The following is a 26,393-nucleotide window of genomic DNA, read 5'->3' as shown; positions in this document are numbered from 1 at the left end:
GCAACGCGAAATGACAAGGGGACGCAAGTCCCCTTTTTCATGGGCGTCTATTGGGCGCTGAGTTGCACTTACGCCCCTGCCACACCAGCCCCCTGATACGCGGCCACGCGAGTTCAAGCCGGGAGCCAAGTCAACCCCCGGCTTATCGTTGCAAGTGTGTGGGGATAACGCAGAGAACCCTGCGCAAGATGGCGCTGCTCACTAAAAGACCTTCCAGATAGCCCCCTTCCGGTCGACCGCGATGCGATCTACAGCGCTAATCGCCCTGCAGATCGCCCGCTTTCACTCAGTGATCTTGTCGAAGTTACGGTAGAACAAGTCGCTGTCACGGCTATCGGTCATGGAGTGCAGCCAGTAGCTGCGATTGAGCCGTGCACCGCCGTCCCGGGTCAGTGGCGACCAGACGATATTGGCCCGACGCATGGTCGACATGCTCATCAATTCGTCGAAAGGAATGGAGATGTAGATACCCTTGTCGAAACTGCCTTCGCCGTATTCCGCTTTTGTCGCGGTGGTCAGCGTGGCCCAGGCACCGAATCGCACACCATTGCGGAACTCCCGTGACAGATCGACTGTGGCGCCCCAATCCCGCGCCAGGTAACGGCCGACACTGACGGCTGCCTGGGTATCGAAAGGCAAGTCGGTATAACCGGTGATATGGCCGGTCACGGTCGAGTAATCTCGCAGGCCAAAGCCCTGGTTGAACTCGCGCTGACGCACATAGTTCAGGTCTGCACCCACCGACCAACGCTGGCCTGCCGGACGGAACAGTACCTCACCGCCCACACCGGCAAACATCGACTCCAGATAGCCGCCGTAGACCATGCCATACAGGTCTTTATCCAGTTGCTCGGCGTGGCTGAGCTGGAACGTGGGCATGGTGACGTCAGAGGTCGTCAGGTACTTGCGCAGGTCGGTCCGCACCCGGGGCAAACCACTTGGTGCGTCGTAGGTAAAGTTGTCGTAGTTGTTCACCAGGTTGGCGCTCAGCAGGCCGCTCCACCAGGTATTGCGCGTGAAACGATACTCGGCGTCCGCATCGGCACTCAGCTGATAGAGCAAACCATCAGGGCCGCCGACGTTCTGTTTGTAGCCCAGCCCGACACCATAGCTGAAGGGATCGCGCGCGGCGGTATAGAGCGTGGTCTCGGTGTGCGGCATCGCCCCGTTGACTTCAGTGGCGCGGTGCAAGGTTTGCAGCGGCTCCTCATTGTTGACCACTTCGCGGAAGGTCTCGCGCGGCACGCTGGTTTCTTCCAGCGGCATGTCGTACCGCTTGTTCACCAGGGTGAACCAGTCGATATCGTCGTTGACGCTGTTGTCCAGAATCCGGCTGGCGCGGCCGACGGCTTTGGCCGAATGGAAATAGTTCGTCTGCTCGCCGTACACAAACAACTCAGGGCCGCGCTGAGTGATGCGCTCGACTTTATAGCCGGCATTTTTCTGCAAGCGCTGGGACACATTGGCCCAGTTGACCTGATCCGGTGGAGTGGCGGGTGCTTGTGTCGGCAGACGCTCCGCTGGCGGATCGTAAGTCTTGGCCGGCGCCTTGCGGCTGACAAAGTTGGTGTGCAGGGTGATGCCGAACATCGCGGTATTGCCGCGCTCCCAACCCGCGCTGAGATCCACTGAATCGGTCAGCTTGAACACGGCGCCGATGTTGATGGGCGAGTCTTGCTTGATGGCGTTGTCTTTCGGCTCCTTTTTGTAGTCGTTGCCTTCGTATTCGAGCTTCAGGCTGAGCGGGTCCCAAGGTGTCTGGTAGGTCACGCCGCCAAACAATGAAGGTCGCCCACGGAAATAGGCATTGGTGTTGACGTCACCGGTGCCCTCGCCGTCCGGCCGGGTCTTGAAGCGATCAGCCGCCCAACCCAACGGGTTGTCAAAATCGCCTCGATTGCCGATGTATCCCCAGGCAATACCCGCGCTGAAATCAAAGTCGTCATAGCGTTTGTTAGCGACCAGGAATTCGCTGGAGAACAGACCGGTCCCCCCGACGTCCCGAAAGCCCAGGGCCAGTTCAGGTGCCCAGTGGCTTTCTTGCCACAAGCGGACCTTGAGGTCCACGGCCTTGTCCTTGTAACTCTGGTCGCCACTCAACGATTCGGGGCCATACCGGCGGTTAGTGATCGCGGTATAGCGAAACGAGCCTTCCAGCCATTCATATGGCTGCAATGAAACGCTGTAACGGGTATAGGGGTCGGTTCGACTGGCGTTCACACTCAGCTCGCCGGCCGGCGCCATTCGGGCCGTCGGCGTTTGCATCAAGCCGACGCCGCCGAAATCATTTTGAGTCAATCGCGGCTCTGCGTGAGCCAAACCACACGGCAACAACAGCACTGCAGCAAAACGTAAATTCAAGGAACCACCTCAGCCAGTTGCGTGGCAAGAAATTCGGCCAACTGCTGATTCAGTTCAGGTATAGGCGGATTAAGATCATCGGTTTTGACAGGGACGAGGATTTTGCTGCCGGCGGCAGGCACCTGCCCGCTTTCGCGATTCCACGGCGCAATGCCGACACGGCGGGTGACGCCATCGGGCTGAACAATCCAGAGGTAATCGGCATCGGCATCGGCCAGCGGTGAACACCTTTGCAGGTAATCGCGGGCCTCTTGCAGCGGGCGATAGGTGAGCCGGCACGGTTCGGCGACAGCGCCCAGCACTTCAACTACATCGGAACGCTTCGGGTAGATCAGGCTGTCGCCGTCATCGAGGCGGAAGTTGCGAGCGAAGCCGACCTCCACCGCGATCGGATCAAGGACCGCCACCTGGCGCCCGGTAACCGGCATGCGGCTGACTTGCTCGTACAACCGCAACGCCAATGCCGCCCGGCTGGGCCGATCGAACAGCAATGCGGTGCGTTGCAGCACCTTCAAGTCGAACAGGACCCCGGTCTTGAGTCGGGTCTGCTCCTCATGCAATGGTTGTCGCAGCCAGGCGGCCGCCAGCCAGTAGCTTTCAGGATTGGGTTGCGCCAAACGCATCACGTCCAGCACGCGCCCCCCGGGTTGCAGCTCGACCGGCCCCGGATTGCGCACATCGCCGCTGACGTTGACTGCCGCATTCACACCACAGGAGATCAACAACAGGCACGTCCATAACACCTTGGGAAACTTCAACGGACAGCCCTGCGCTCAGAGGTCAACTGCACGATCTTCACCCTGAGTTGCCCTGTCAGTTGCTGTTCACTCTGGAGGATGAAACCGTTATCCGGATCGACCCAATAATGATTGGTCGCGCGCAGGCCAATAGCCGGTGCTTCTATCTGCTCATCGACACGCAGCACGGCGTATTCCTTGTCCAGGATCCTGAGGGTTTCCATGGGTTTTCGGGTGAAGCGACTGCTCACGGCAACGCCCACTTCGTAACCTCGATAGAGATCGATCCAGCGCTGGCTTGTGTATCCATCCGGCAGTCGGTGAAGGCCTTGCTTGAACGGCGATTGCGCTTCGATACGGGTCCCGTCCAGGTCACCTTCAAAGCCCAGGCCGACAGTGCGAACCGCCAACCCGTCGCGCAGCAACAGCACCTGCTTGCCGGACGCGACCCAGTACTGCAAGTCGCCTCGCTCACGCACCATCGCCAACACCCCTTCGCCGGAAGGGGTCGTCAGCTTGAGTTGCGGATACTGAACCTCGGCCACTTGCGCCGGGGTCAACTCCAGATCGTCAGGCCCGGTGACCACAGCTTTGAAGTTCGCCAAGGTGGCCTTCATCAGCGGATTACATCCACACAACAGCAAGGCCGCCATCAAGCAGACGCTAACTTTCAACGTTCTCACAGTGGGACCAGACCTTATCTGCTGTTGGCTTCACTTAAGTTGTTTTGTGCCGCCGCGCCCATACCGAGAATCGAGGCCGATGGCACCAATTGACTGATGAAGCGGTTCCAGCGGGTGACGTTGGCAGGGCCTACGTAAACAATGTCCTGGGGACGAACATCGAAGTGAGTGGCAAGCGCCATGGCAGACGGCGACTCAGCTTGCAGTTGATAGATTTTGGCGGGTTCTACATCGAGGTTTTCCACGCCCCGGATGACGTACACGGCGTTGCCGTTCGAAGTGGTCTGGTTCAACCCGCCTACCGAGCCGATGACGTCGGAAAGATTCATGGTGCGGGTCTTGAACGTCAATGCACGCGGCTGATTGACCTCGCCCATCACGTAGATCTTCTTGCTGTCGTTGTACGGCAGATACAACTGATCGCCACCTCTGAGATAGACCTTCTGCAACTCGGCATTCTGTTGATTGAGCGCGTCGAGATTCAGCGGATAAACCCGCCCGTTTCGCGTCAACAGCAACCCGGATAAGTCCGCATTCAGCGGATCGACACCGGCCGAACCCAAGGCTTCAACCACGTTGAGCGGGTTGGTGGAAATCGCTTGAGGGCCTGCTCTCAATACGGCGCCCGACACCACCACTTTCTGACTGGCAAAGCGCAACACCGCGACATCCACTTGCGGGTCCGAGATGAAGGTCGACAACTTCTCGGCAATATCGGATCGCAGTTGCTGGATGGTTTTTCCGGCGGCCTGGACTTCTTTGATGTAGGGGTAATAAAGCGTGCCATCGGAACGAACAAGACGGCCGTTTGCATCGATCTGCTGTTGCGCGCCAGAAGGTGCGGTCAGCTCGGGGTGATCCCATACCGTGATGTACAAGACATCGTTGTTACCAATGCGGTATTCGTCGGGCGTGGTCAACAATTCCGGGGGCAATGACTCACGTACCTGAGTGGCCCTGTCCATGGCGATGAGCTTGGGGGTGATCGGAATAAGCTCAACCCGACTGTTTTCGCTGGCGCCTTCGCGAGTGATATCGCTGGTGCTCATATGTTGACCCGGCGAAAACATACAACCTTGCAAAGCAATACTTGCCAGCATTAAAAAAGGAACACTACGAATCATAATGGCACTACGCTATTCAAGGGCAAACCCAAAACAAGATCGCCCAGTGTTAGCCGGGCAATCTTGTGTGACACCTGCGGTATTTATCAGTTTGTGCCGGTGGTACCGGTAGTGCCTGTAGTCCCGGTACTTCCGGTCGTTCCACCATTGGAACTTCCACCGCTGTTAGACGCTGCAACGGCACCTGCAACCAACGCAGTGCTGGCCAGCGCCGCTTGTGCCGCCGTGACATCACCCAACACTTTTGTATCCAGTGCGAGTGGTGCTTCTAGCGCAAACGCTCCGCTGCTCATCATCGACAACACGGCAATTACCATCATCTTTTTCATATCAAACTCCTTCCTGCGTGTTCTTTATATCTACGGACTTGCGGGATGGGTTTCCAGTCAATTTTCCCGACCATAATTAACATCGCGTCCTGATATAACAGTTCAGCAGAAAAACCGGACACTGACGGCCTGTTTAAAGCCTTACTCGAGGTAGCCCCTGGGATGGTTCGATTGCCAACGCCAGGTGTCCGTCATCATCTCCTGCAAGTTCCGCGTGGCCTTCCAGCCGAGCTCCTTCGCCGCTTTGGAAGGATCGGCCCAACACTTGGCGACATCGCCCGAGCGTCGCGGCATCACGCAATAAGGCACTGGACGCCCCGAAGCCTGCTCAAAGGCCCGCACTACCTCCAGAACGCTGTAACCGTCGCCCGTGCCCAGGTTCCAGATATTGATTCCAGTGCGCGTCGAGATCGTCTGCAATGCCTTGAGGTGCCCGTCCGCCAGATCCACCACGTGGATGTAGTCGCGCACACCGGTGCCATCGACGGTGGGGTAATCGTCACCAAATATCGACAACTCCTTGAGACTGCCGACGGCCACCTGGCTAATGTAAGGCACCAGGTTATTGGGAATCCCGCTGGGGTCTTCACCCATGTGGCCACTGGCGTGAGCGCCGATCGGGTTGAAGTAGCGCAACAGCGCGATGCTCCAGCGCGGCTCTGCCGCACACAGATCCTGCAGCACGTTTTCGATGAACAGTTTGGATTGCCCGTAGGGATTGGTCGGCGTACCGGTAGGAAAATCTTCTCGAATCGGCATCTGCTCAGGCGCTCCGTACACCGTGGCCGATGAACTGAACACCAACCGGAACACGCCGGCCGCGGACATCGCCTGACACAGCGTAATGCTCCCGCAAACATTGGCCTCGTAATACTCAAGTGGCTTGCGCACGCTCTCGCCTACGGCCTTGAGCCCGGCAAAATGCAGGACAGCATCAATGGAATGCTCCTGAAAAATCCGGTCCAGCAATGCTCGGTCGCACACGTCCCCGCGAATCATTGACGCGGACTTGCCGCAGATGGCTTCAATGGCGTGCAGGGACGCGTCAGAGCTGTTGCACAAGTTGTCCAGCACAACCACGTCGAAGCCCGCTTCAAGCAGCGCAAGTGTGGTGTGAGAACCGATATAACCGGTTCCACCCGTTACCAGAATCTTCATAGAGCGGTCCATAGTGGGGTATTGAAGTGCTCAATTACAGGTGATGTTAAATGCGCACATCACCCATTGACGCCAAACACTTATTAGCACTTCAGAACAACCGACACTATTAACAGACACCGACTAAAATTAACTAAAAGCTATCAGCCCCGACAACTAATAACATTCACCCCACTCTACACCTGCTAATAATTGCCAATAAACCTCTACTCAGGTATTAAAGTACACCTCCGTAATACTTCAAAACTCACAGCCCTACTCGATATTGTTTTCCGTGTGGCTGTGGAATGACTTTTCAGGATATATCTATGATTCGTAAATGCTTGTTCCCCGCCGCCGGTTATGGCACGCGCTTCTTGCCTGCGACGAAAGCCATGCCGAAGGAAATGCTGCCAATCGTCAACAAGCCTTTAATCCAGTACGCCGTTGAAGAGGCACGGGACGCCGGTCTGCAACACATGGCAATTGTGACCGGCCGGGGCAAACGTGCGCTGGAAGACCATTTCGATATCAGCTATGAACTGGAACACCAGATTCGCGGCACCGAAAAGGAAAAGTTTCTGGCCGGCACCCGGGAGCTGATTGAAACCTGCACGTTCGCCTACACCCGTCAGGTCGAAATGAAAGGCCTGGGACACGCGATTCTCAGCGGTCGTCCCTTGATCGGTGACGAACCGTTCGCCGTAGTGCTGGCGGATGACCTGTGCCTGAACCTGCAAGGTGACGGCGTACTGGCGCAGATGATCAAGCTCTACAAAAAATTCCGCTGCTCGATCGTGGCCATTCAAGAAGTGCCTCGAGATCAGACTCACAAATATGGCGTGATCGCCGGCGAGTTGATTTCCGAAGGGATCTACCGGGTCAACAGCATGGTCGAGAAGCCGGCACCCGAGGACGCACCGTCCAACCTGGCGATCATTGGCCGCTACATTCTGACCCCCGATATTTTTGATTTGATTGCCGACACCCAACCGGGCAAGGGCGGCGAAATCCAGATCACCGACGCACTGATGAAGCAGGCGCAAAATGGCTGCGTGCTGGCCTACAAGTTCGAAGGCCTGCGCTTTGATTGCGGTGGTGCAGAAGGCTATATCGACGCCACCAACTTTTGCTATGAGCAGCTGTATCTCAACGGTCTTTGACCCACTCACTCACCCAGGCAGGCCACTATGACCACTGCAAAACGCTCGGTAGACATCGAACAGAAAGCGGGCAACGTCGGGGTGATGGCCTGGCTGTCAAAAACCCCATCGTTATCCTCCACTTCGGCGGCCTGGTTTGGCACAGCCTTGTTGGTTGAGCGCATCGGGGTGTTCCCCTCTTCGGGCGATATCCATCGCCCGGTCAGGGACCCTTTTGCACTCTTGAAACATCTGAAAAGTCTGTACGCCCACCAGGCCCTGGATATCGATGAACGCGACGGGCTAAAAGTGATTTTCAATGATTGGCGATTCCGGGTTCGCGTGCGCTATAGCGACCCGGCAATCATCATCAATATTGAAACGCGATGTGATCCTGACTTGATGCCTGTGAAAACCGCAGAGCTGCTGAGCCATCTGGAACGCTTTGAACGGTGAGTGATTATTTCAAAGCAGAACCACACTGACCCGACGACTCACTGACACCTCCGACAATCAGGCGATACACGTAATCGGCGATGAGCCGACCGCCCGAACCCGGGATGGGATGGATGTTGTCCGGGCCGATCATGGGGGTCGGCCCGCCACTGGCGTAGCGTTTGAAGTCGGGACCGAACGTGCATTGCAAACTCGAATACACAATGTTTTCCGAACGCGCCCAAGGCTCAAGCACCTGAGCGTACTCCGACATCGGATAGGCACTGGAGCGCGTTGTGTCCTGACGCAGGATGACGTTGATGCTCGCCGCCGGATGAACTTCGCGAATCATCCGCACCAACCCTTTCATGTTCTTCAGATAGTCCTGGGGCTTGACGCCAAACCCCTGGTCATTACCGCCTAACATGATCAGGTAAACGTCCGCCGGTATCTTGGAAACAACGGTCTTCCATTGGGTTTGCCATGGGCGGTCGTTCTTATAAAAGTCACCTGAGGCGGCGCCGGAAGCAGCGAGTTTGGAGACCCTGACGCCGCCCTGATTATTGGCCAGCCACAGACCAAACAACGTCGGCGCACCGCTCACCACTTCGAGCCTTAACGACCATTCATCATTGGCGGGGACGCTGAGTTGCACTTCCTGAACCCCTGAACCCGCCATCGTCAAAGGATGCCAGGTATCTGAAGGTGTCCACCGATAGCGCATCTCACTGGTTTTGCCATTGCCCAGGTAGAGCAACTTGGCGTCGGTAATGGTTGTATTGATGGTTGCTGTTTCTTTGGAGTCCACTTCAAGAAAAGCACCCGCCTGCCCGGTCACGGTGCGGCTGTCCGGACTCGCCTGGCCAAGACTGGAAACGTCCCAATCCCCACCGAAGTAGTTCTTGCTGCTGCGGGTGTATTTGAAATTCGTACCGCCAAGCGCGGCACCGTGATTGAACCCGACATAACCAGGCCCGGCGAAACCAAACTCTTTCGCCAGGTGCTGAGTAAGGGCATTGAGATAAAAGTCCTGCCCGGCGCTGTAACTGTCGCCTATCACCGAGATGGCCAGCACCTCCCCCGCTTTACCCTTAGCCATTGTGGAAAGCCGCTCGCGTGAACTTCTCACTTCGACAACCGGAGCAGGAACAGGGCGCACATCATCGACATCTACCATTGACTCATCCCTCTATCAGGAAGCCGGCTGAATGGGCACTCAGGATTGAGGCACCTTCAACCCGACCTCTGGAGTCTTTTTGCGGGTAACACGCTCGCCCAAAAACAGAACGGAAGTCAGGGTGAAACGGCTGAGAAAGTTCGACAACAGCACGGGCCCCAACAATCCGCACAGCACGCCGCCTGCGACCAGAACGCTGTCGTCCGTGACGCCCAAACGCCCCAAGGCAAACCGCGAACTGGCGGCAAACAGCACGTGAAAAAGGAAAATGGCGTAAGAATATCCACCCAGCCAGATCAGGGCTTTCGAACGCATGTCAGTCGACAGTAGCGCGACACAGGACATACAGCCAACGAGCAAACCGACAACGCTTCTACGATCGACAATGAGTTCGCGATCCACGGCGGCGACATAAAGCAGCACAGCCGATATCAAGACGAACACGACCGGCCCGATCACTTTCAGCGATTGCTTTAAAGCGCTGACCTTTTCGTGGCAAATCATCCCTGTCACGAAAAACGGCAACAAATAGACCGCGCCATTGATGCCAAACGCGTCAACCGGAAAAGCCGGCAACAAGAACACCAGCGCCGAAAACGAGAACAGCAGATACAGCCGCGTCGCCGCCTGCAACAGACCGCGCCACTGCAGAAAACCGACAAACATAAAGATGATGAAGACGGCCTGCAAAAACCAGAAATGGTTAACCGGTATGTAGAACGACAACAAGGCGTCGATTAACCCGACCTCCTTATTCACGCCTGGCCCTACAACCTGCAGCACCGAAAACGGAATACCGACAAAAAACAACGGCACGATCAACCTTCTCACCTTGCCAACGCAGTAAGCGGAGAAGTCATTGCCTCTGATTTTGTATATCGAATAGATGTAGCCCGATATGAAGGTGAACAGCGGCATCCTGACGTACACCATCGAATCCGCTAGCACCCGAAAAGGTGATCCCAGGTCAATTTTCAGTCCGCCGCCCAGCGGCCCTATCACGTGATAGAGCACCAGCAGCAGGCATGCCAGGCCTCTGAGCGTTTCTATTTCCAACGATTTTTTCTTGCTTTGCATAAACCACAAACCTCAGCTCAAGACGCTTGATTCAACCGACTCAGGTTTCCTTGAGCGCAACTGCAATCCCAGGCCCAGAAACAGCACCGGCACCACCATGGAGAAATGTCGGGCAAACGAGCCGAAGTCAGGCTCGAACAACCCCTGCACCAATAAAAAGGACAGTGGGATCGCAATCAGCTCTTTGACTTTCGGCTCGATGGTTGAGCCTTTGTAATGACTCGACGTCATCATTTTGAACATCAACAACGAGGTCATCATCATCAGGACGACGAAGATGATCTGCCCCAGACCGGAGAGCAGGATCAACTCCACCGGGAATGACAGCCTGAAAAAGATGCTCATCGAATCCACGGCCTGCGACACGAAGTCACCGCCGTTAATCCACGAAACGATCAACGACTTCGAGCCTTCTTCACCCAGCGTGCGCTGCTCATTGTTACTGGCGCGAATAGACGAAACCGAATAGCCGACCAGCAACTGAATGGCCGTCGCGATCAACAAATAGAACATGAACAACATCACGAAAAAGCTGAAACGCGACACATGCTTCTTCATCACGCACACGCCGACCCAGACCAGCGAAAACAATATCCAGTAGGGCCGGATCAGCACACCGTAAAACAGCGCAGAGAGGAAAAAGCCCGCGCGGTAGCGTTTCGAAAAGGAGAAAAAAAGAATCGCGATCACCGCTACCGAGACAATGATTTCCTTGGTCAGGTTATCGAGGAAAAACGACCTGACCACCCCCCACAGGCACAAGGTCAGGAAGATCGTTATCGGTATTCTTTTGAAGATGAAGATCGGGATAGAGGTCAGAAACAGGTTGCACAACATCCCATAGGCCCATGCATTGGTCAGGTTGATACCGGTGGGACGCAGCAAGTAGGCGGAGCACTCGTAAGAGGACCGGTCTGGTGAAAACGGATTCCAGAAATTGCAGTTGTCTGAACGAACGTATGACGTCCACAACGTCATGGCATCCGGGCCAGGATCGCGGTGCATCAGCAGCGGCATCGCAATAGACAGAAAAAGACCACACAGTAGAATCAGCAATGAAATGGGCGAATCGAGTTTTCTTCCGCGAAACTCTATGGACGGTAGAGAGATGGCCATTACAAGGCCCCCTTCGACCGGGCAAATCTGGTCAGCAAAGCAATGACGGCCAACTGCACCGTGATCGAAAAGACATTGCCCCACGCCGCGCCATAAATTGAATAGTGCTTGATGAGCACATAGCTGACGGGCAGTGATGCCACCAAACAGATCGCTGCACTGGCTAACGAAACCCGACTGTTCTTCGAGGCAATAAGACCGCCCCACACGATGTCGCCGACGGCGCGCAGGGCAAAAGAGAAAATCAGAATCGCTAAAATCCGGTTATCCGGACGCGGGACTGCTGCGTCCACGTAGTCGAGCAGGATGTTGAAGAAAGCATAAATCAGCACAGCCACCGCGCAGGAAATAATCAAAGAGCGCAGCACCCATTGATTAACGAACAATTGCCGGACTGTCAGCGCCTGCTGGTTATTTTTATAACGCTTGGCGAGCACGGGAATGCCCACCACTGCAACAACGGCGTAGGACAGTGCTTGCAACGTGTTGGCGGCAGACCAGGAGTAAACGTATTTGCCGAGGCTGGCATACGGCTCAATGTCCAGAATCAGAAATCGTTCAGCGTACTGACTTAATGCGATCAGCCCGCCTCCCAGATAAAAGGGCAACCCTGCCCTCCAGACCGAAACCGTGGTGACGGCACTGACGTCGCGGCCCTTATGAACGTTAACCACAATGAAGTAACCGGCCACGATGACCAACAGGTTGGTGGCCACCCACAACCAAAGCACACTGGCGATAGTGGACACTACGCCCGTCATCAGTCCGCCCACGGCAAGGAGCGCCCAGAGGCCGGTCTTGATGAAAAACAACAACGCCCCCCAGTTGGCCTTTTGTGCGGAAAAGACAAACGAGTTTATTTCGAAGGACAGATGCTCGGTGAGCAGCAACAGCGTGACGCAGGCGATCAACGCGGCACTCGCCTCAACATCGCTGAACAGTGAGTAGAGTGCGACCGTGACCACCGATAACAACAAACCAACGGCCAGGTACAGAATCAGTACCTTATCAACGACAAGCTTCGTACTGCCCCCCACGCTGATCAGCCGGTTGATTTCAGAACTGAACCCGACGCTGTAAAACTTGGAAGCGATCAATGAAGCGGCCACCACCACCCCGTAAAAACCCAATGCCTCATAACCCAGGTAATGCGTGATGGCCAACACCAGTAAAAACTTTGCGCCTAAAGCACCTCCGCGTAGCAACAGCCGAAATATCATCGAACGATCCCTTTGATGATCGTGTCCATCTGCTCCGTTTTGGCTTCGATTTCTTTGCAGGTGTCCGTCAGTTTTTTACCGAATCTGGACAACGCGTTCGGGGCGTAAACCGTGTCGATGATGGTGTCGACATTGATGTCCCCACCGTTGATCACCCAATCTTCCACGCCCATATCCTGATAGGCGCCAAAACCTTTGCGTTCATAGCTGATATGAAACGCAGGCACGCCGGCGAGTAAAGACTCGATGGCTCCGTGCAGCCTTACGGAAATGACCAGGTCGGGCTGATACTTGGACAGGGTCGCTTTCAAGGGCAAGAGGTCCTCGGTGATGCCAAGTTCCCGATAGAACGCCCCGTCATCGTTGCCACGGACGGCGCTTTGAACAGCGCAGACCACTTTGCTTTTCGCCCTTAGTCTCTTCAAAAGAAGCTTCAAGTTGGCAACGTAGGCGATCTTTTTCTCTTTGCTCCATTCCGGCGGCTTGCGTAAAACCACGCAGACCACGGCCGGCGATGACGCACAGCGGGTGAACTTGGGTTGCACCAGAATCTTTTTCGCCAACGCCTGGACCGCCAGGTCCGGCGCTCGGTAGACATTTTCATTGGATTGAAAAATAGCCGATGACCTGTTGTCCCGGACAAACACCGCATCGGCACTGGCATAGTGTTTTACGATCGCGCTGCTCTCACCGTGGAACGGGCCGATACTTTGCGGCAGGTAAACCGACGGCACCTTGCTCAAGATCGCCGTTTCGAGCTGTTTGGCGTGACCCAGCTTCAGCTTGATGTGTTCAAAGGCGCTCTTTGACCGCATGTACCCACCGCCCACCCCGACGATCAGATCGCTGGTGCTCAAGAGGTCGGCGAGTGGCGCGTAAGACTGTTTAAGGAAAACCGCTTCCTTCACGCGTCCCAGTCCTTTAGCCGCCATGACCGGCGCGTCATACCGCTTATAGGGAAGGTAACTGAATGATTGAGGGTCTGACGCAACGACATTGATTAATGTGTCGGCACCGAAGTTTCGCAGCACCAAGGCGATTGCCAGATCCACCAGGAGGCCATCACCGGAATTGGATGCACTGTAGCCATGCAAAATAGTTACGTTCATATCTTGATATCTACTTAATAAGTTTGAGCGGAATACACGTCATAGGTTTGCTGAATCATCAGCGTTGCGCTGAACCGTTCGCGCACCCGCTTGCGGCTTGCGGTGCCGAGTTCCAGCAACTTTTGCTTCTTGATGTTCACTAAGATGTTGCCGAGCGCCTGGTGATCGCCCGTCGAAAAGATGTAGCCCGTAACGTCGTGCGTAACCAGTTCAGGCAGCGAAGTGCAGTCGCTGGCAATAACGGGCACGCCCATGGCCATGCCCTCAAGGGGAACCATGGCAAAACCTTCCCAGCGGCTAGGGACTATCAGGGCATCGGCGGTTTTATAGAGGGCATTGACTTCGGCCGGGGTCACCCAAGGCAGGTATTCCACAGCGTCAATGACGGGGCACTCTACCGCCTCCTCATTCACGGCACTGCCGACCACCGTCAGTTTCAAGTCGGTGCGCTCGACTTCCGTGAATGCCTTGAGCAACACATCGAAGCCCTTCTGATAGTCCAGTCGCCCCACAAATAAAAGTTGAATATCCGTGCACTGACTGGACAGGCTCTCATCGTTTTTATAATGAATGCCGTTGTAGATCAGTTTCATACGGTGGCGGTCGATACCAAACGAGGCCGCTTTATCCAGTTCATACTGGCTGACACAGATAATGACATCCGTGACTTTTTGCAAAAGCCGCTCAATCAGTGAATACACTTTCTGTTTGGCGGGAGAACTTTCCATCAAGAACGAAAACGCGTGCGGGCAGTAGATGATTTTCGGAGACCGCCAAGGGCGCAAGATCAGACACACGCATCGGCCAATGACCCCGGAAAACGTGCTGTGCAAGTGCACGACATCCGGTTTTTCCTTGAAGATCACTCGAATGAGTTGCCAGGCAAACCGCAGCAGCGACACGACATCTCTCTTGTTTCGGGAGAAGGTCCTGATGTCTTTTTCATCAATGCCATGCAGTTCTTTTTTCTGGTCGAACGGAATCAAATACACCAGTTCATACTGTTGGGCGTCGCCCTTGGGAGGGGTTGATATCGTCCGGATGACCGTCGCAACACCACCTTTAATCGTTTCCGCCACATGTAGTATTTTTTTCACAGTTCACCCAACTCCATTATCGTAGTCGCAAGGCAACAGGGACCGGAGAATGGTTAGTCCACTCTCAGTCCATTACCTGGCAAATAGAACTCGCATTACGACTTGTCAGAGGCGTACTCGTAGTTGTAATAGCCATAACCGCCATTACCGTAATAGCTGGACGCTCGCTTCTCGACACCGTTGAAAATCGCGCCTTTCAATTCGATGCCGTTTTGAGCAAACCGACGAATCGTCAATTCGATCTCTTTGGCTGGATTGACACCGAAGCGCGTCACGATCAGATTAATGGCGGCTTCACGGCCAACGATGGCCGCATCGGTCACGGCCAGAAGAGGCGGCGTGTCGATGATGACCACGTCGTAGAGTTCGCTGAGCTCGGCCAGGAGTTCTCTGAAGTTGGCATGCATCAACAGTTCGGACGGGTTGGGTGGTACTTGCCCACGACTGATGAAATGCAGGTTATCGACTTCGAGTTTATTGATCGCTTGCTCGATACTGCAGCGCTTGGTCAACAGATCGGACAAGCCATTGCTGATCGGTGTCGCCAAGGTCTTGTGCAGATGACCTTTGCGCATATCGGCATCGATCAGTACGACCCTCTGCCCACTTTGAGCGATGACCGCGGCCAGGTTAGAAGAGACAAACGTCTTGCCTACCTGGGGGCTCGGACCGGAAATCATGATCCGGTTGTTGGTCGCATCCAAGCCTGCAAAATGCAGACAAGTTCGCAAGCTGCGTATCGATTCGATGGACAGGTCAGTAGGGTTACGCAGGGCCAATAGAAAAGACTGGCTGTTGGCGCTGTCGCCCAGCCGGACTTTTTTAGTGTCCTCTTCTTGTTGCAGGGTGCTGTAAGGAATGGAGGCATAAACGGGCAGACCCAGTTGCTCGATGGCTTCCGGCCCTTCGAGTCCTCTGCTCAGCGATTTGCGCACTAACACCAGCGCTACACCGACAAAGCCCCCCAGCAAAGTCGCGATCAATACGATCAGGGCTTTGCGAGGTTTGACCGGGGTGGTGATGTCGACATCCGCCGTATCTATCAACCGCGCATTACCGACCGCCCCTGCCCTGACGATGTCGAGTTCCTGGGATTTGTTCAGCAACTGGGTATAGATTTGTGTCGCCACTTCCACATCACGGGTCAGGTTCAACAGCTCCTGCTGTGTAGCCGGAAGCCCCTGGACTTTCTTTTCCAACCCTTGTCGCTGTTTATTCAAATCCCCCATCTGCGCCATCAATGCGCGGTAGGCCGGGTGCTCTCGGGTGAACTTTCGATCCATGTCCGCTTGCTGGAGTTTCAGATCCGAGATGCGCGTATCCAGCACCACCATCTGTTCCAGCACAGACTTGGTTTCGAGGGAGATGTTGACTGTGTTTCCGCGGGTCTGATAGCTGTTCAGTGCGTTGCTGGCTTTGACCAGGTCTTCTTTGACTTGCGGGAGTTGTGCCTGAAGGAACTCCAGACTCTGGGCAGCCTCGGCAGAAGTACGTTGCACATTCTGCTGCACATAAAGCCTTGAGATCTTGTTGAGAATCTTCACCGCCAGGGTGTAGTCGGTGCTGGCCAGGGCCAGACTTATAATGCCCGACTCTTTACCTTGCTCGGAGACATCAAGGGCGTCCTGGTAATTCTGAATGGTGACAATGCGTGGATTGCGCACGACTTCAAATTTAGTGCCCGGATTCGCGGCCATGCTCGCGATAAGGATCTCGACACCCTCCTGCGCGATGGCTTCGCCTGCGGCACCTTTGGCTAACAAACCGCCGTTGTCATCGTAGAGCTTGAATCGATTTTTCTCTTCGGCGACCAGCATCAATTTCTTGCCCAGCAGTTCAGCCGGCAGATCGAGCTGTTCGATATCAAGGCGCTCGCCGCCCCATGCAAAACTGTTCATGCCAAAGCGCGGTGGCGAGACACTTTCCGTGGGGCTGCTTTTATAGCGCCGAGAAATAAACCCACCAACGACGGGAAAGGTGTTGGGTGTAATCACAATATCAAGATGCAGATCATCGACCGTTTTACCGATGACCGCGCGAGACTTGATAATGCCGATCTCGGTCGCCGCCGGTGATTGTCCACCGAGCATGCTGCTGATATCCGAGAACCCCAGCATGTCGTTCTTTTTCGGCTCGACCTGGACCAAGGCGTTCGCCAGATACACGGGCGGCGATAAAATCGAATACGCGGCACCGGTCACCATGAACGCCCCGGTGATGGCACCTATTAACCATTTATGGTCAATCAATGTGCCTAATAAACCGAGCAGATCAATCTCGTCTCTGTCTTTATGCCGGGTGCTGATTACTGACGGTAACTGCATAAGGTCTATTCTTTTACCATTATTACTAATCTGAAAATCATCCATCAACGTCCGAGGCGCTGCGCCCATGAGCAAACGGCATCTTCAATCAATGCATGGGCATGGACAAACGCAGCTTTTCCTTGACGATACGGGTCCTTTATTTCGCGTTCGCTCTGCCACTTCCCCAGAAGAAACACTTTGCCCCTGGCGTGTGATGCAATCTTTAGTACGCCCTGTACATGCTCTTTTTCCATGACCAGAATGAGGTCTGATTCATTGACAATGGCGGGCGTAATCTGCCGCGCTTTAAACCCTTGGTCTTCGTGCCCCTGTTCTTCAAGAACCCGAAGTGCGTCGGGCTCCATAGACTCACCCACCCGCGCGCTCAATCCCGCGGAGGTCACCGAGATACCTGAAGGTTGCAGCGCATGGCGTAGCAACAATTCAGCAGTAGGACTTCGGCAAATATTGCCGACACAGACCACAAGAATCTTTCTGAACAAGGCTACTCTTCCCGTGTAGTGTCGATTCGGCCCACGTATAGCGAGGATATAAGTGAACCAACAAGACCGTCCCGTATTCAGAGAGGGACCCATCATGAAAATACTTTCGTATTAAATACCACGACACACAAAAAACGCCCAACCAGAAAACCGGACCATAAATAACACTCGCGAAATGGAAGTTATTTATCCGACCAATATTAACAATGGGCGTCCGGGATGGAAGATTGATGATATCGCTGTATTAACTGACTAATGCTATGTTCCCCTGTCCCTACCCGGGACGACTACAGGAATTTCCCGTTATGCCCTCCACGTGTTTTCGACTGATTGCCACTTCAACACTATTTATACTTGGCGCCTTCAGCCCTGTTTACGCCAGTCAGGCTTTTTCAGCGCTGGCCCAGGACAACAAGACAATAGGCGTTCAGGTGAAGATCCAGAGTTTCTCGACGGCCGACGCCCATCAGATCAAGGCCTCAGGGTTCGGATTCGTGCGCCTTGGCGTATGGACGAACAGCCTGGGTAACCCGGCGTATCAACAGCAGATCAATGAAGCTTTCGCGGCTGCCAAATCCGCCGACCTGCCCGTATTGATGACCGTTCGCTCAACCAAAGCGTTAACCCACAAAACACAAAGCAGTGGCAGAGATCTCGCCGCTGCGGGAGACTCATTCGCCAACTCGGTCATCGGTCTGGAAAACGCCTTCAGCACGCAGCTTGTCGCCATTGAAATCTGGAATGAACCAGACTTGCCAAAATACTGGCCTACCCAGGATTTTGAAGGAACGTTTGTGCCGTTCATGAGCGCGGTATGCAACGCGTTACAAAAGCGGGATCACTCAACACCCCTGATCGGGTTTGGATTCGCGAAGGCGCCCACCAAAGACTCCAAGGCGACCGTCGCACTGACTGAAATCCAGAAAGAACACCCACACTGCCTCAGTGCTGTTTCTTATCACCCGTATGGCATGTCGGGCGCCGAGATCAGCCGTGCTCAAGCGTTTATCCTTGATAACTTCCATGTACCGGGGGTCATTACCGAATGGGGAGTGCCATCACTCAGTTCCATCGGAGGCACCGCCGGACAAGCATCACGGATTACACGATTCATCTCGGATGTCAAAAAGCTGAATATACCGCTGACCTCCCTGTACGAATGGAAAAACAGCGACTCTGGCAGTAATGATCGCGAGCGAAGTTTTGGATTAAAGTCGTCCAATGGAACATCAAAACCTGCGGAAGCCGCCGTCAAAATGTTATTGAAGTAACCCTGTCGAATGACCTCGCACACCGTTAACAGGGGCTTTTATTAATCCATGCCGTATAACTCGCGGCGTCCATTGCCAGTGACTCCTCCACAAGCACCTCGAACAATACGACTTGCGCGTCAAACCGCAGGTCATGTTTGGACTTCTGTGAATCGTTCATTTGTGCCATCAACACGCGAGTGACTTGACTGGGCATGCTGTGTTTCACTCGATTTAGCCAGCCGGGAATTTTCTTTGCGGCTTTCACTTGTCCCATTTCAACCAGCCCCGTCATATTGTCCGGATGGTTCTTCTTTGATGCGGCCATCAGCTCTTCAAATACTTCGGTCAATTTCTTCAAGACATAACCGAGAATAAAGTCATCGAAGGCCTCCACAATTGCAGACACCCGCTCCCCTTGTGAAGTCATTTCCCCATCCAATACCTACATTTATCCGCGCCACATTACACGCCATTCGAGCAGCACTAATTGACATCTTATAACGGCTGAACTTGACCATTTTTAACACCGGTTGGCGCCCGAATGCAGGCTTACCAGCTCAGGCGCCAGAGTTGCCACAGAGCCGTCAACGGTCAGTTGCTTTGAACCTGCGCGCGGTTTTGGCATCGTATTTACCGAGACCCGCGCCCCACCTTTCAAACATCCGTTTTCCGGTTGTTGCCAACGGGGCCATCGATACGTACATGCGCCCTTGAGTGGCTGTCNGCGCTCGGGTAATGTCATCAGACCCACAGGACAGAGCACGCCCATGACTTCCAAGCTGGAACAACTCAAACAAATGACTACCGTAGTTGCCGACACCGGCGACTTCGAAGCTATCGCTCGCGTAAAACCCGTCGACGCTACCACCAACCCTTCCCTGCTACTGAAAGCGGCGGCCATTCCCGGTTATGCCGAGTTGCTGAACGCCTGCGTTCACGACTGCCAGGGCGATGTGGGCCTGGCCAGCGACCGCTTTGGCGTGGCGGTAGGCCAGGAAATCCTGAAGGTTGTACCGGGCCGTATTTCCACTGAGGTGGATGCCCGCCTGTCGTTCGACACTGACGCCGTACTCAAGCGTGCGCACCGTCTGATCGAGCTGTACGACAAGGCCGGCATCGGCCGCGACCGCGTGCTGATCAAGATCGCCTCCACCTGGGAAGGCATCCGCGCCGCCGAGANGCTGGAAAAAGAAGGCATCCAGACCAACCTGACGCTGCTGTTCTCGTTTGCCCAGGCCGTGGCCTGTGCCGAGGCTGGGGTGTTCCTGATTTCGCCGTTCGTGGGCCGCATCTACGACTGGTACAAGAAAGCCAACGGCAACGACTACACCGGCGCCGATGACCCGGGCGTGCAGTCGGTGACGCGCATCTACAACTACTACAAGGCCAATGGCTACAAGACGGTGGTGATGGGTGCGAGCTTCCGTAACCTCAGCCAGATTGAAGAGCTGGCCGGGTGTGATCGCCTGACCATCAGCCCGGACCTGCTGGAGAAGCTGGCGGCGGATGAAGGCAAGCTGGAGCGCAAGTTGGCACCAGGCCATGCCGGCGAAGCGCGGGTGCATTTGACTGAAGCGCAGTTCCGTTGGGAGTCCAACGAGGACGCGATGGCGACTGAGAAGCTGGCGGAAGGGATTCGTCAGTTCGCTCGCGACCAGGAAAAACTCGAAGCACTGCTGCAAGCCAAGCTTTGATCTAGTCCAGCGCAACGCAAAAAGGGCGAACCCTTACAGGTTCGCCCTTTTTCATGCTTTGGATTCGGGTGTTCGCGACGGGGCCCGTCTACTCCACATCCATTTCAGTGATCAATGACGCTCTAAAGCATTCACCAGGTCATGGAAAGCTTCACGATTGGAGTCGTTCAGGCCCATGAGGATTTTGTGTGCCTCAAGCACTTTGATCCGCACGACTTCTTCGGACTGGTCTTGCGAAGGCAGGTCGGTCAGGCATTCCGGGCAGGGGATCGGGCGGTCAACGATGTTGAACACCTGGTCAAAACCCATGGACTGCAACAGCCGGGTGATGTCTTCGTGGGTGGTGACGACAGTCGGCAACAGGCCGACCTTCTGCCGCGACAGAATGGACAACTTGGCCAGCAAGCCAAGGGTGGTGCTGTCGATGCTGCGGGTTTCGGTCAGATCGATCACGATCGCCGAGAAATTCAACGCGGTGAAGATCCGCTCAATAGTCGCATCCAACGCCGAACACAGGGTCAGGCGAACTTCACCGACGAACTTCAGGACGAAGGTGCCATCCTGCTCGGCGAATTGGATTCTTCCGGTACTCATCAAAGATTCCTGCTCAACACCAATAGGGCGATATCATCCGGCATCTCCCCTAGCGTGGCCAATCCAAAAACCTGCCGCAGGCCATCCAGGCTGCCGCCCGCCGACTTGACCCGTTGGGGCAAAGCCGCTTCTTTTTCTTTGAGTGTAGGCTCTGGCAAAAGGTCCAGAATGCCATCGGACATCAGCGTCAGGCTGAACGTCGGCGGCAGCTCCAGCACGTGATCTTCGTAGGTGGCTTCATTGAACAAGCCCACCGGCAGACCACGGCCTTCCAGGTAACGCACACTGTCTGGCGTGTACAACACAGGCAACGGCAAATGACCACCGATGCTATAGGTCAACAAACCTGTCTCCTCGTCGATGACACCACCGACCATTGTGACGTGTTTACCCAGCTTACAGCTGATCAGGCCTCGGTTGATGTGGCCCAGCACCTCGGAGGGGGTGAACTCCGGCAAGGTGCCATTGCGCTTGGATTCGAACAACAGCCGTGTGGTCATGAACTTCAACAACACGGTGACAAAAGCAGAAGAAGCGCCATGACCGGAAACGTCCGCCAGGTAGAAAGCTACCCGCCGCTCATCGACGCGGAAATAATCGACGAAATCACCCGACAGGTACAACGACGGGATGATCTGGTGCGCAAACTTGAACTCGTCGATGGTCCAGGGGCTGACCGGCAGCATGTTCATCTGCACCTGGCGACCGGCGTTCTGGTCTTCCTGGAGCAGGTTGAGGCTGGCTTCGAGTTCGCGGTTGGCGGTTTCGAGCTTTTCGCGGTAGCGCTGGTTTTCCAGCAGCAGGCGGGCACGGTCCAGCGCGCGGCGCACCGAGTGCTCCAACACGGCCAGGTCTTCCAGGGGCTTGATCAGGTAATCGGCGGCGCCCAGGCGCAGGGCCTCGACGGCGTCGTTCATCACGCCGGCACCGGACACAACAATCACCGGCGTTTGCGGCGACAGCTCGGTGACCTGGCGAATGAGTTCGAGTCCGCCCATCTGCGGCATGCGCAGATCGCAGATGACCAAGTCGGGCTTGTCTTGCTCGAATACCTGGAGACCCTGTTGGCCATTGCTGGCCTGCAGGACGCTGAAGCCACTGTCTTCCAAATAGGCCGCGAGGCTCGCGCGCACTACTTCGTCGTCATCGATTATCAGCAGCGTGGCACTGGTTTTTTGCATGTGGGCAAACGGCGCCAGAATTAGGTTGGCGTAGCAGGCACAGGGTTTAGCCCGGCTCACACTACTGGATTCGCTTTCTAGCCTCTCTACTGCACCGTTTTCGAGCGTTTGCCCTACACAAAGGTAAAGCAGAGGTGCCCTTCTAAGGCGCAGACGGTACTCCCATCCGTCAGGGGTTTCAAGCTCATGCCGATGGTCGCTTGACGTCTTTACTTGTCAAATCACCGGGAGTTATAAGAACAGGCAAAACCGTAACCCAATGAAAGGATGAAGCCCATGAGTCAAACCGATCGGGACTACAGCGAAAAGCGCGATTTCATCCGCATGCGGGTCGATGCCGATGTGTCGCTGATTCACGAAGGCGATGAGGTGCCAGCCGTCTGTATAGACCTTTCCAGCAGTGGCATGCAGGTTGAGGCACCCCGCTTGTTCAAGGTCGGTGACCGGCTCAGCGTGCGCATCGATTCCGATCACGTAGCGCTCAAAGGGCTTGAAGCCGACACCGAAGTGGTATGGGTGAAAGAACAGGACGGTGGGAGTCAGAAACTCGGGCTTACAATCTTGAAGATGAAATAAGCCCGGATCCAAACGAAAGAAGGCGGCCGATTGGCCGCCCTCTTCATTTTATGGGGTCGAGATCAAAAATCGTCTTCGACCTGGCCGTCTTTGACTTTGAACTCGCGGTTCTGCAAATACGCATTGCGGATGAAGGTGTATTTGTCGCCGCTGATCAACTTCTCGCTCGACAGCAAGCTGGCGCGAGTGTCGACGATGTTCAGGCCGAAGATCGAGTTACGCACGGGCACGTCGTTGATATAGCGGTACGGGCCGGTGTAGCCGTCGACGTACCTGGATGGCGCATCACGCAAGGTGCTTGGGCCCAACAGCGGCAACATCACATAAGGACCGCTGCCGACGCCCCAGCGACCCAGGGTCTGGCCGAAGTCTTCGTCGTTGCGTTGCAGCCCCATTTTGGTGCCGACGTCGAAGAAGCCCAGCAGGCCGAAGGTGGTGTTGAAAATCAGACGCGCCGTGTCGACGCCTGCGGCGGCAGGTTTGACCTGCAACACGTTGTTGGCGAGGTTGGTGACATCGCCGACGTTGCGAAACATGTTGTGAATGCCGTCTTCCAGAAACTGCGGCGTCACGAACTCATAGCCTTGAGCGATTGGCTTCAGTGCGTAAGTGTCGACGAAGTCGTTGAACTGGAAGATAGGACGGTTGACGCTTTCCCAAGGGTCTTCTTCCGTGGCAGCCTGGGCTGCGAACGGAACCAGCAACACGCTGGCACACACACAAAGCTGAGCTAGACGATTGCTCCAGCGCATAGAAAACTCCTTGGATTGTACTGGCATGGGCGCTTGGCCCAGGCGGTAAGTTGGCTAGTATAAGACGGAAAAGCCGGTTTAGGGCAGCCTCGCACGTGATCACCTACGGATGATTCGTCCTGACTGAGAGCGCTTCACATCAGTGTCATGCAACTGTCACCGGCAGCACATAGCCTTGTCGCTATTTCAGGGACGTTGATATGCCGCACGCCGAAGCCTTGCCCGTTGCCGCACCTAGCCTGACCGCCGTACTGTTCGGGCTCAGTGGTTGCCTGGTGGATTTCGGCTCCCGGATCCGCCAGAACGACACTCACACGTCCGAGCACGCCGATGTCACGCCCGGCGCGCTGGACAGTCTGAACAGTTTGCAACGCCAGCAGATTCCTTGCGCCTGGCTCGACGAGTTGCCCCCCGCCCTCACCCATTCCCTGGCCAGCGCGTTGCCTTCGTGGATCAAATCTTCGCAACACCCTGCAACAATCAATCCGTGGCCCGCCCCGAACGCTTGCTGGCAAGCGTTGATGGCCTTGAATGTCGAGCAACTGGATGGTTGCGTGCTGGTCAGCGGCGAGCCACGCTTGCTGCAAGCGGGCCTCAACGCCGGGTTGTGGACGATCGGCCTGGCGTCCTGCGGCTCGCTCTGCGGGTTGGCGCCCAGCGAATGGCAGGCCTTGAGCCAAAAGGAGCGCGAACACCTGCGTGGTAAAGCGACCGTGCAATTGTTCAGCCTAGGTGTGCATTCGGTAATCGATCACCTCGGAGAGCTCGACACCTGCCTGGCGGACATCAGCCTGCGTCGGCTCAAGGGCGAAAAGCCCTGATCGAGATCATGCAGGTTGCGCGGGAGTGGATTAATCTAAAGGCAAGCCATAGACCTTTGGCACGCTGCTGCGGTCTATGCCAGTGCCTATCGATAAAAGGAAGAACGCCATGCCTGCCCGCGAACTGCAACAACAGCTCAATACTCTGCGCGAGCAATTGGAACAGAATCCACCGCTGACGGAAGCCGAGCGCGAAGACCTGCACGCGCTGATGCAACAGATCGAATTGGAGCTGGAGCTCGAAACCAAAACCCAGGACACCAACCTCGCCGACAATGTGAACCTGGCTGTCGAGCGCTTCGAAATCGAACACCCTACCCTTGCCGGCACCTTGCGCAACATCGTGCAGGCCCTCGGCAATATGGGGATCTGAACCCGCCAGATGCAAAAAAGCCCCGCTATCGCTAGCGGGGCTTTTTCATATCTGCAATTTGCAATGCAATCCACCTGTGGGAGCGAGCCTGCTCGCGATGAGGTCGGCACATTCAACATTGATGCTGTCTGACACCCCGCCATCGCGAGCAAGCTCGCTCCCACATTAGATCTTCATTGGCGGACCAGGCGGTGGTTCGGCAGTTGCACTTCTTCAGTACTGCGATACGGGTTGATGTCCAACCCACCGCGCCGCACATACCGTGCATACACCGTCAATTTTTCCGGCTTGAGCAAGCGCTGCAGGTCGAGAAAGATCCGCTCCACGCACTGCTCATGGAAGTCCGAATGCTGGCGAAAGCTCACGATGTATTCCAGCAGGCTGGCGTGATCCAGGGCCGAACCACGGTATTGCACCGCCACGCTGCCCCAATCCGGCTGGCTGGTAACCGGGCAGTTGGATTTGAGCAGGTGGCTGTGCACGCTCTCCTCGACAATGCGCGAATCATCGCAGCGCAGCAGTTCCGGGCGCGGGTGTTCGTAGTTGCTGACGCTGATGTCCAGGTCATCNATGCACACACCCGGCAACGCCACGACGCCTTCGGCTTCGACATCCTTGAGGCTGCGAATCCGCACGCCAACCGGCTTGCCGGCAGCGGCCGACAGGTCTTTGCCCAGCGTCGCTTCAAGGGTCGCGGTATCGGCAAACGGCGTCTGATTCAACGAGTTCAGGTACAGCTTGAANGACTTGGACTCGATGATGTTCGGCGAGTCCGCCGGGATGCTGAATTCGCCAATCGCCACCACCGGCTTGCCCGACGGCAACAGCCACGACAGCTCGAAGCAGTTCCAGAAGTCCACACCCTTATAAGGCAGGGTTTGCGCCGTCAGGCCCAACTCCGCCCATTTCGCGGTGCGCGGGATCGGGAACAGCAAGGACGGCGTATAAGTGGCGATGTATTCGCTGGATTTGCCCAGCGGCGANTGTTCGGCTGCGGGATGCATGGCGGAAACCTGACTGAAGAATCAGCGGATTCTACCAGCCTTTGCGCCCGCCTTTGAGTGCTTACTGACTGACAGTCAGTTTGCCGACCATGCCCGCCTGATAGTGGCCTGGGATATTACAGGCGAATTCCAGGCCCGTGGCCTTGGTGAAGGTCCAGGTCAGCTCGGCCGTTTTGCCGGGCTCNACNAGCACGCTGTTCGGGTCGTCATGTTTCATCATCCCGTGGTCCATGCCAGCCATCGAACTGTGGTCCATTTCCTTCATGCCTGTAGGCGTGAGCATGCCGCTCTGCTGCATCTTCATCATTTCCTGCTGATGATTGGCATGCATCGCCGCATCGCCCAGGTTGAATTCGTGCAACAACTGGCCTTTATTCACCGGCACAAAACGAACCGTCTCACCGGCTTTGATATCGATCGCTTTGGGGGTGAACGACATGTCGCCCATTACCACCTCGACACTGCGGGTAGCCTTGGCTGCCGGGGCCGGTTGACCGAAATCGTAGGTATGCGCCGGCGCTGCCCACACCGGCGAGCTCAGTGCCAGCAAGCACGCGGCCAGCCCCAGAGATTTGCGCAAAAACATAGTCGT

27 protein-coding genes are annotated in these 26,393 nt (G+C 55.6%); 7 read left to right on the top strand and 20 right to left on the bottom strand.

Annotation, left to right across the window (positions count from 1 at the left end; genetic code table 11):
- Positions 1 to 282: 282 nt before the first annotated feature.
- The 6 genes from B7L09_RS27755 to galE all read right to left on the bottom strand — a co-directional run bounded on the left by B7L09_RS27755 (position 283) and on the right by galE (position 6,392).
- Entirely contained in the window at positions 283 to 2,361 is a 2,079-nt protein-coding gene (locus B7L09_RS27755; RefSeq protein ID WP_094471567.1) for a YjbH domain-containing protein, read from the bottom strand.
- Complete coding sequence (locus tag B7L09_RS27750) at positions 2,358 to 3,119, bottom strand: capsule biosynthesis GfcC family protein (protein ID WP_094471566.1); 762 nt, start codon at positions 3,117 to 3,119, stop codon at positions 2,358 to 2,360. Before B7L09_RS27750 ends, B7L09_RS27755 begins: the two co-directional genes overlap by 4 nt.
- Positions 3,116 to 3,781, bottom strand: coding sequence for a YjbF family lipoprotein (locus B7L09_RS27745; RefSeq protein WP_094471565.1), 666 nt, complete (start codon positions 3,779 to 3,781; stop codon positions 3,116 to 3,118). Before B7L09_RS27745 ends, B7L09_RS27750 begins: the two co-directional genes overlap by 4 nt.
- A 14-nt stretch (positions 3,782 to 3,795) precedes the next feature.
- Positions 3,796 to 4,905: a polysaccharide biosynthesis/export family protein gene (locus B7L09_RS27740; RefSeq protein WP_497006760.1), complete on the bottom strand. Its 1,110-nt coding sequence runs from the start codon at positions 4,903 to 4,905 to the stop codon at positions 3,796 to 3,798.
- Positions 4,906 to 4,991: 86 nt separating this feature from the next.
- Positions 4,992 to 5,234: a hypothetical protein gene (locus tag B7L09_RS27735; protein WP_094471563.1), complete on the bottom strand. Its 243-nt coding sequence runs from the start codon at positions 5,232 to 5,234 to the stop codon at positions 4,992 to 4,994.
- A 141-nt stretch (positions 5,235 to 5,375) separates the two neighbouring features.
- Positions 5,376 to 6,392: a UDP-glucose 4-epimerase GalE gene (gene galE, locus B7L09_RS27730; protein ID WP_094471562.1), complete on the bottom strand. Its 1,017-nt coding sequence runs from the start codon at positions 6,390 to 6,392 to the stop codon at positions 5,376 to 5,378.
- A 308-nt stretch (positions 6,393 to 6,700) separates the two neighbouring features.
- On the opposite strand from galE, the gene galU reads away from it, so the two are divergent.
- Both galU and B7L09_RS27720 read left to right on the top strand, forming a co-directional pair.
- Positions 6,701 to 7,534 carry a UTP--glucose-1-phosphate uridylyltransferase GalU gene (galU, locus tag B7L09_RS27725; RefSeq protein ID WP_090182155.1) on the top strand — a complete coding sequence of 278 codons (834 nt, stop codon included), beginning with the start codon at positions 6,701 to 6,703 and terminating at the stop codon, positions 7,532 to 7,534.
- A gap of 27 nt (positions 7,535 to 7,561) precedes the next feature.
- Positions 7,562 to 7,969 (top strand): phosphohexomutase domain-containing protein, encoded by a 408-nt coding sequence (locus tag B7L09_RS27720; RefSeq protein ID WP_094471561.1) that lies wholly within the window; start codon positions 7,562 to 7,564, stop codon positions 7,967 to 7,969.
- Positions 7,970 to 7,973: 4 nt separating this feature from the next.
- Here the strand turns inward: B7L09_RS27720 and B7L09_RS27715 are convergent, their stop codons facing one another.
- The 8 genes from B7L09_RS27715 to B7L09_RS27680 all read right to left on the bottom strand — a co-directional run bounded on the left by B7L09_RS27715 (position 7,974) and on the right by B7L09_RS27680 (position 17,553).
- Positions 7,974 to 9,125, bottom strand: coding sequence for an SGNH/GDSL hydrolase family protein (locus B7L09_RS27715; protein WP_094471560.1), 1,152 nt, complete (start codon positions 9,123 to 9,125; stop codon positions 7,974 to 7,976).
- A 39-nt stretch (positions 9,126 to 9,164) separates the two neighbouring features.
- Positions 9,165 to 10,202, bottom strand: coding sequence for an acyltransferase family protein (locus B7L09_RS27710; RefSeq protein ID WP_094471559.1), 1,038 nt, complete (start codon positions 10,200 to 10,202; stop codon positions 9,165 to 9,167).
- 12 nt (positions 10,203 to 10,214) lie between these two features.
- On the bottom strand, positions 10,215 to 11,087 hold the full coding sequence (locus tag B7L09_RS27705; RefSeq protein ID WP_255142794.1) for a hypothetical protein: 873 nt from the start codon (positions 11,085 to 11,087) through the stop codon (positions 10,215 to 10,217).
- Between the two features lie 230 nt (positions 11,088 to 11,317).
- On the bottom strand, positions 11,318 to 12,538 hold the full coding sequence (locus B7L09_RS27700; RefSeq protein WP_094471557.1) for an MATE family efflux transporter: 1,221 nt from the start codon (positions 12,536 to 12,538) through the stop codon (positions 11,318 to 11,320).
- Entirely contained in the window at positions 12,535 to 13,647 is a 1,113-nt protein-coding gene (locus B7L09_RS27695) for a polysaccharide pyruvyl transferase family protein (protein ID WP_094471556.1), read from the bottom strand. The genes B7L09_RS27700 and B7L09_RS27695 overlap by 4 nt, the downstream gene beginning before the upstream one ends.
- Positions 13,648 to 13,661: 14 nt before the next feature.
- Positions 13,662 to 14,744 (bottom strand): glycosyltransferase, encoded by a 1,083-nt coding sequence (locus B7L09_RS27690; protein WP_094471555.1) that lies wholly within the window; start codon positions 14,742 to 14,744, stop codon positions 13,662 to 13,664.
- A gap of 95 nt (positions 14,745 to 14,839) precedes the next feature.
- Positions 14,840 to 17,068 carry a polysaccharide biosynthesis tyrosine autokinase gene (locus tag B7L09_RS27685; protein WP_094471554.1) on the bottom strand — a complete coding sequence of 743 codons (2,229 nt, stop codon included), beginning with the start codon at positions 17,066 to 17,068 and terminating at the stop codon, positions 14,840 to 14,842.
- Positions 17,069 to 17,112: 44 nt separating this feature from the next.
- On the bottom strand, positions 17,113 to 17,553 hold the full coding sequence (locus B7L09_RS27680; protein ID WP_094471553.1) for a low molecular weight protein-tyrosine-phosphatase: 441 nt from the start codon (positions 17,551 to 17,553) through the stop codon (positions 17,113 to 17,115).
- Positions 17,554 to 17,858: 305 nt separating this feature from the next.
- Between B7L09_RS27680 and B7L09_RS27675 the strand changes: the two genes are divergently transcribed.
- Positions 17,859 to 18,824 (top strand): glycosyl hydrolase family 5, encoded by a 966-nt coding sequence (locus B7L09_RS27675; RefSeq protein ID WP_094471552.1) that lies wholly within the window; start codon positions 17,859 to 17,861, stop codon positions 18,822 to 18,824.
- A gap of 25 nt (positions 18,825 to 18,849) precedes the next feature.
- On the opposite strand, the gene B7L09_RS27670 is transcribed toward B7L09_RS27675, so the two are convergent.
- A complete protein-coding gene (locus B7L09_RS27670; RefSeq protein ID WP_094471551.1) occupies positions 18,850 to 19,233 on the bottom strand; it encodes a hypothetical protein in 384 nt (127 codons plus the stop codon).
- Positions 19,234 to 19,573: 340 nt separating this feature from the next.
- Here B7L09_RS27670 and tal point away from each other — a divergent pair, with 340 nt between their 5' ends.
- On the top strand, positions 19,574 to 20,500 hold the full coding sequence (gene tal, locus B7L09_RS27665; protein WP_094471550.1) for a transaldolase: 927 nt from the start codon (positions 19,574 to 19,576) through the stop codon (positions 20,498 to 20,500).
- Positions 20,501 to 20,611: 111 nt separating this feature from the next.
- On the opposite strand, the gene rssC is transcribed toward tal, so the two are convergent.
- Both rssC and rssB read right to left on the bottom strand, forming a co-directional pair.
- Positions 20,612 to 21,094, bottom strand: a complete 483-nt coding sequence (gene rssC, locus B7L09_RS27660; RefSeq protein ID WP_068587814.1) for an anti-sigma factor antagonist RssC — start codon at positions 21,092 to 21,094, stop codon at positions 20,612 to 20,614.
- Positions 21,094 to 22,275, bottom strand: a complete 1,182-nt coding sequence (gene rssB / locus B7L09_RS27655) for a two-component system response regulator RssB (protein WP_094471549.1) — start codon at positions 22,273 to 22,275, stop codon at positions 21,094 to 21,096. Before rssB ends, rssC begins: the two co-directional genes overlap by 1 nt.
- A gap of 276 nt (positions 22,276 to 22,551) precedes the next feature.
- On the opposite strand from rssB, the gene B7L09_RS27650 reads away from it, so the two are divergent.
- Positions 22,552 to 22,851: a PilZ domain-containing protein gene (locus tag B7L09_RS27650; protein ID WP_077748235.1), complete on the top strand. Its 300-nt coding sequence runs from the start codon at positions 22,552 to 22,554 to the stop codon at positions 22,849 to 22,851.
- Positions 22,852 to 22,913: 62 nt separating this feature from the next.
- Here the strand turns inward: B7L09_RS27650 and B7L09_RS27645 are convergent, their stop codons facing one another.
- Complete coding sequence (locus B7L09_RS27645) at positions 22,914 to 23,603, bottom strand: MlaA family lipoprotein (protein ID WP_094471548.1); 690 nt, start codon at positions 23,601 to 23,603, stop codon at positions 22,914 to 22,916.
- Positions 23,604 to 23,803: 200 nt separating this feature from the next.
- Here B7L09_RS27645 and pcrP point away from each other — a divergent pair, with 200 nt between their 5' ends.
- Together pcrP and B7L09_RS27635 are read left to right on the top strand one after the other, a co-directional pair.
- A complete protein-coding gene (gene pcrP, locus B7L09_RS27640) occupies positions 23,804 to 24,424 on the top strand; it encodes an HAD superfamily inactivated hydrolase PcrP (protein ID WP_094471547.1) in 621 nt (206 codons plus the stop codon).
- 109 nt (positions 24,425 to 24,533) lie between these two features.
- Entirely contained in the window at positions 24,534 to 24,797 is a 264-nt protein-coding gene (locus tag B7L09_RS27635) for a DUF4404 family protein (RefSeq protein WP_094471546.1), read from the top strand.
- A gap of 173 nt (positions 24,798 to 24,970) precedes the next feature.
- Here the strand turns inward: B7L09_RS27635 and queF are convergent, their stop codons facing one another.
- Positions 24,971 to 25,801, bottom strand: a complete 831-nt coding sequence (queF, locus tag B7L09_RS27630) for an NADPH-dependent 7-cyano-7-deazaguanine reductase QueF (protein WP_094471545.1) — start codon at positions 25,799 to 25,801, stop codon at positions 24,971 to 24,973.
- Between the two features lie 61 nt (positions 25,802 to 25,862).
- Positions 25,863 to 26,387 (bottom strand): copper-resistant cuproprotein CopI, encoded by a 525-nt coding sequence (copI, locus tag B7L09_RS27625; protein ID WP_094471544.1) that lies wholly within the window; start codon positions 26,385 to 26,387, stop codon positions 25,863 to 25,865.
- Between the last annotated feature and the right edge of the window lie 6 nt (positions 26,388 to 26,393).

The sequence above is a fragment of the Pseudomonas mandelii genome (assembly GCF_002251635.1).
Lineage (GTDB): Bacteria > Pseudomonadota > Gammaproteobacteria > Pseudomonadales > Pseudomonadaceae > Aquipseudomonas > Aquipseudomonas mandelii_B.
Note: the sequence above shows the minus strand (reverse complement) of the source record. Positions and strands in the feature narration are given on the sequence as shown.

Excerpts from the sequence above, each read along its gene's own strand:
- galE (WP_094471562.1), bottom strand. The coding sequence starts at position 6,392 with ATGAAGATTCTGGTAACGGGTGGAACCGGTTATATCGGTTCTCACACC.
- B7L09_RS27670 (WP_094471551.1), bottom strand. The coding sequence starts at position 19,233 with ATGACTTCACAAGGGGAGCGGGTGTCTGCAATTGTGGAGGCCTTCGAT.
- B7L09_RS27735 (WP_094471563.1), bottom strand. The coding sequence starts at position 5,234 with ATGAAAAAGATGATGGTAATTGCCGTGTTGTCGATGATGAGCAGCGGA.
- B7L09_RS27710 (WP_094471559.1), bottom strand. The coding sequence starts at position 10,202 with ATGCAAAGCAAGAAAAAATCGTTGGAAATAGAAACGCTCAGAGGCCTG.
- B7L09_RS27650 (WP_077748235.1), top strand. The coding sequence starts at position 22,552 with ATGAGTCAAACCGATCGGGACTACAGCGAAAAGCGCGATTTCATCCGC.
- B7L09_RS27635 (WP_094471546.1), top strand. The coding sequence starts at position 24,534 with ATGCCTGCCCGCGAACTGCAACAACAGCTCAATACTCTGCGCGAGCAA.
- B7L09_RS27645 (WP_094471548.1), bottom strand. The coding sequence starts at position 23,603 with ATGCGCTGGAGCAATCGTCTAGCTCAGCTTTGTGTGTGTGCCAGCGTG.
- B7L09_RS27715 (WP_094471560.1), bottom strand. The coding sequence starts at position 9,125 with ATGGTAGATGTCGATGATGTGCGCCCTGTTCCTGCTCCGGTTGTCGAA.
- B7L09_RS27720 (WP_094471561.1), top strand. The coding sequence starts at position 7,562 with ATGACCACTGCAAAACGCTCGGTAGACATCGAACAGAAAGCGGGCAAC.
- galU (WP_090182155.1), top strand. The coding sequence starts at position 6,701 with ATGATTCGTAAATGCTTGTTCCCCGCCGCCGGTTATGGCACGCGCTTC.
- B7L09_RS27740 (WP_497006760.1), bottom strand. The coding sequence starts at position 4,905 with ATGATTCGTAGTGTTCCTTTTTTAATGCTGGCAAGTATTGCTTTGCAA.
- B7L09_RS27695 (WP_094471556.1), bottom strand. The coding sequence starts at position 13,647 with ATGAACGTAACTATTTTGCATGGCTACAGTGCATCCAATTCCGGTGAT.
- rssC (WP_068587814.1), bottom strand. The coding sequence starts at position 21,094 with ATGAGTACCGGAAGAATCCAATTCGCCGAGCAGGATGGCACCTTCGTC.
- B7L09_RS27700 (WP_094471557.1), bottom strand. The coding sequence starts at position 12,538 with ATGATATTTCGGCTGTTGCTACGCGGAGGTGCTTTAGGCGCAAAGTTT.
- rssB (WP_094471549.1), bottom strand. The coding sequence starts at position 22,275 with ATGCAAAAAACCAGTGCCACGCTGCTGATAATCGATGACGACGAAGTA.
- B7L09_RS27685 (WP_094471554.1), bottom strand. The coding sequence starts at position 17,068 with ATGCAGTTACCGTCAGTAATCAGCACCCGGCATAAAGACAGAGACGAG.
- B7L09_RS27675 (WP_094471552.1), top strand. The coding sequence starts at position 17,859 with ATGCCCTCCACGTGTTTTCGACTGATTGCCACTTCAACACTATTTATA.
- pcrP (WP_094471547.1), top strand. The coding sequence starts at position 23,804 with ATGCCGCACGCCGAAGCCTTGCCCGTTGCCGCACCTAGCCTGACCGCC.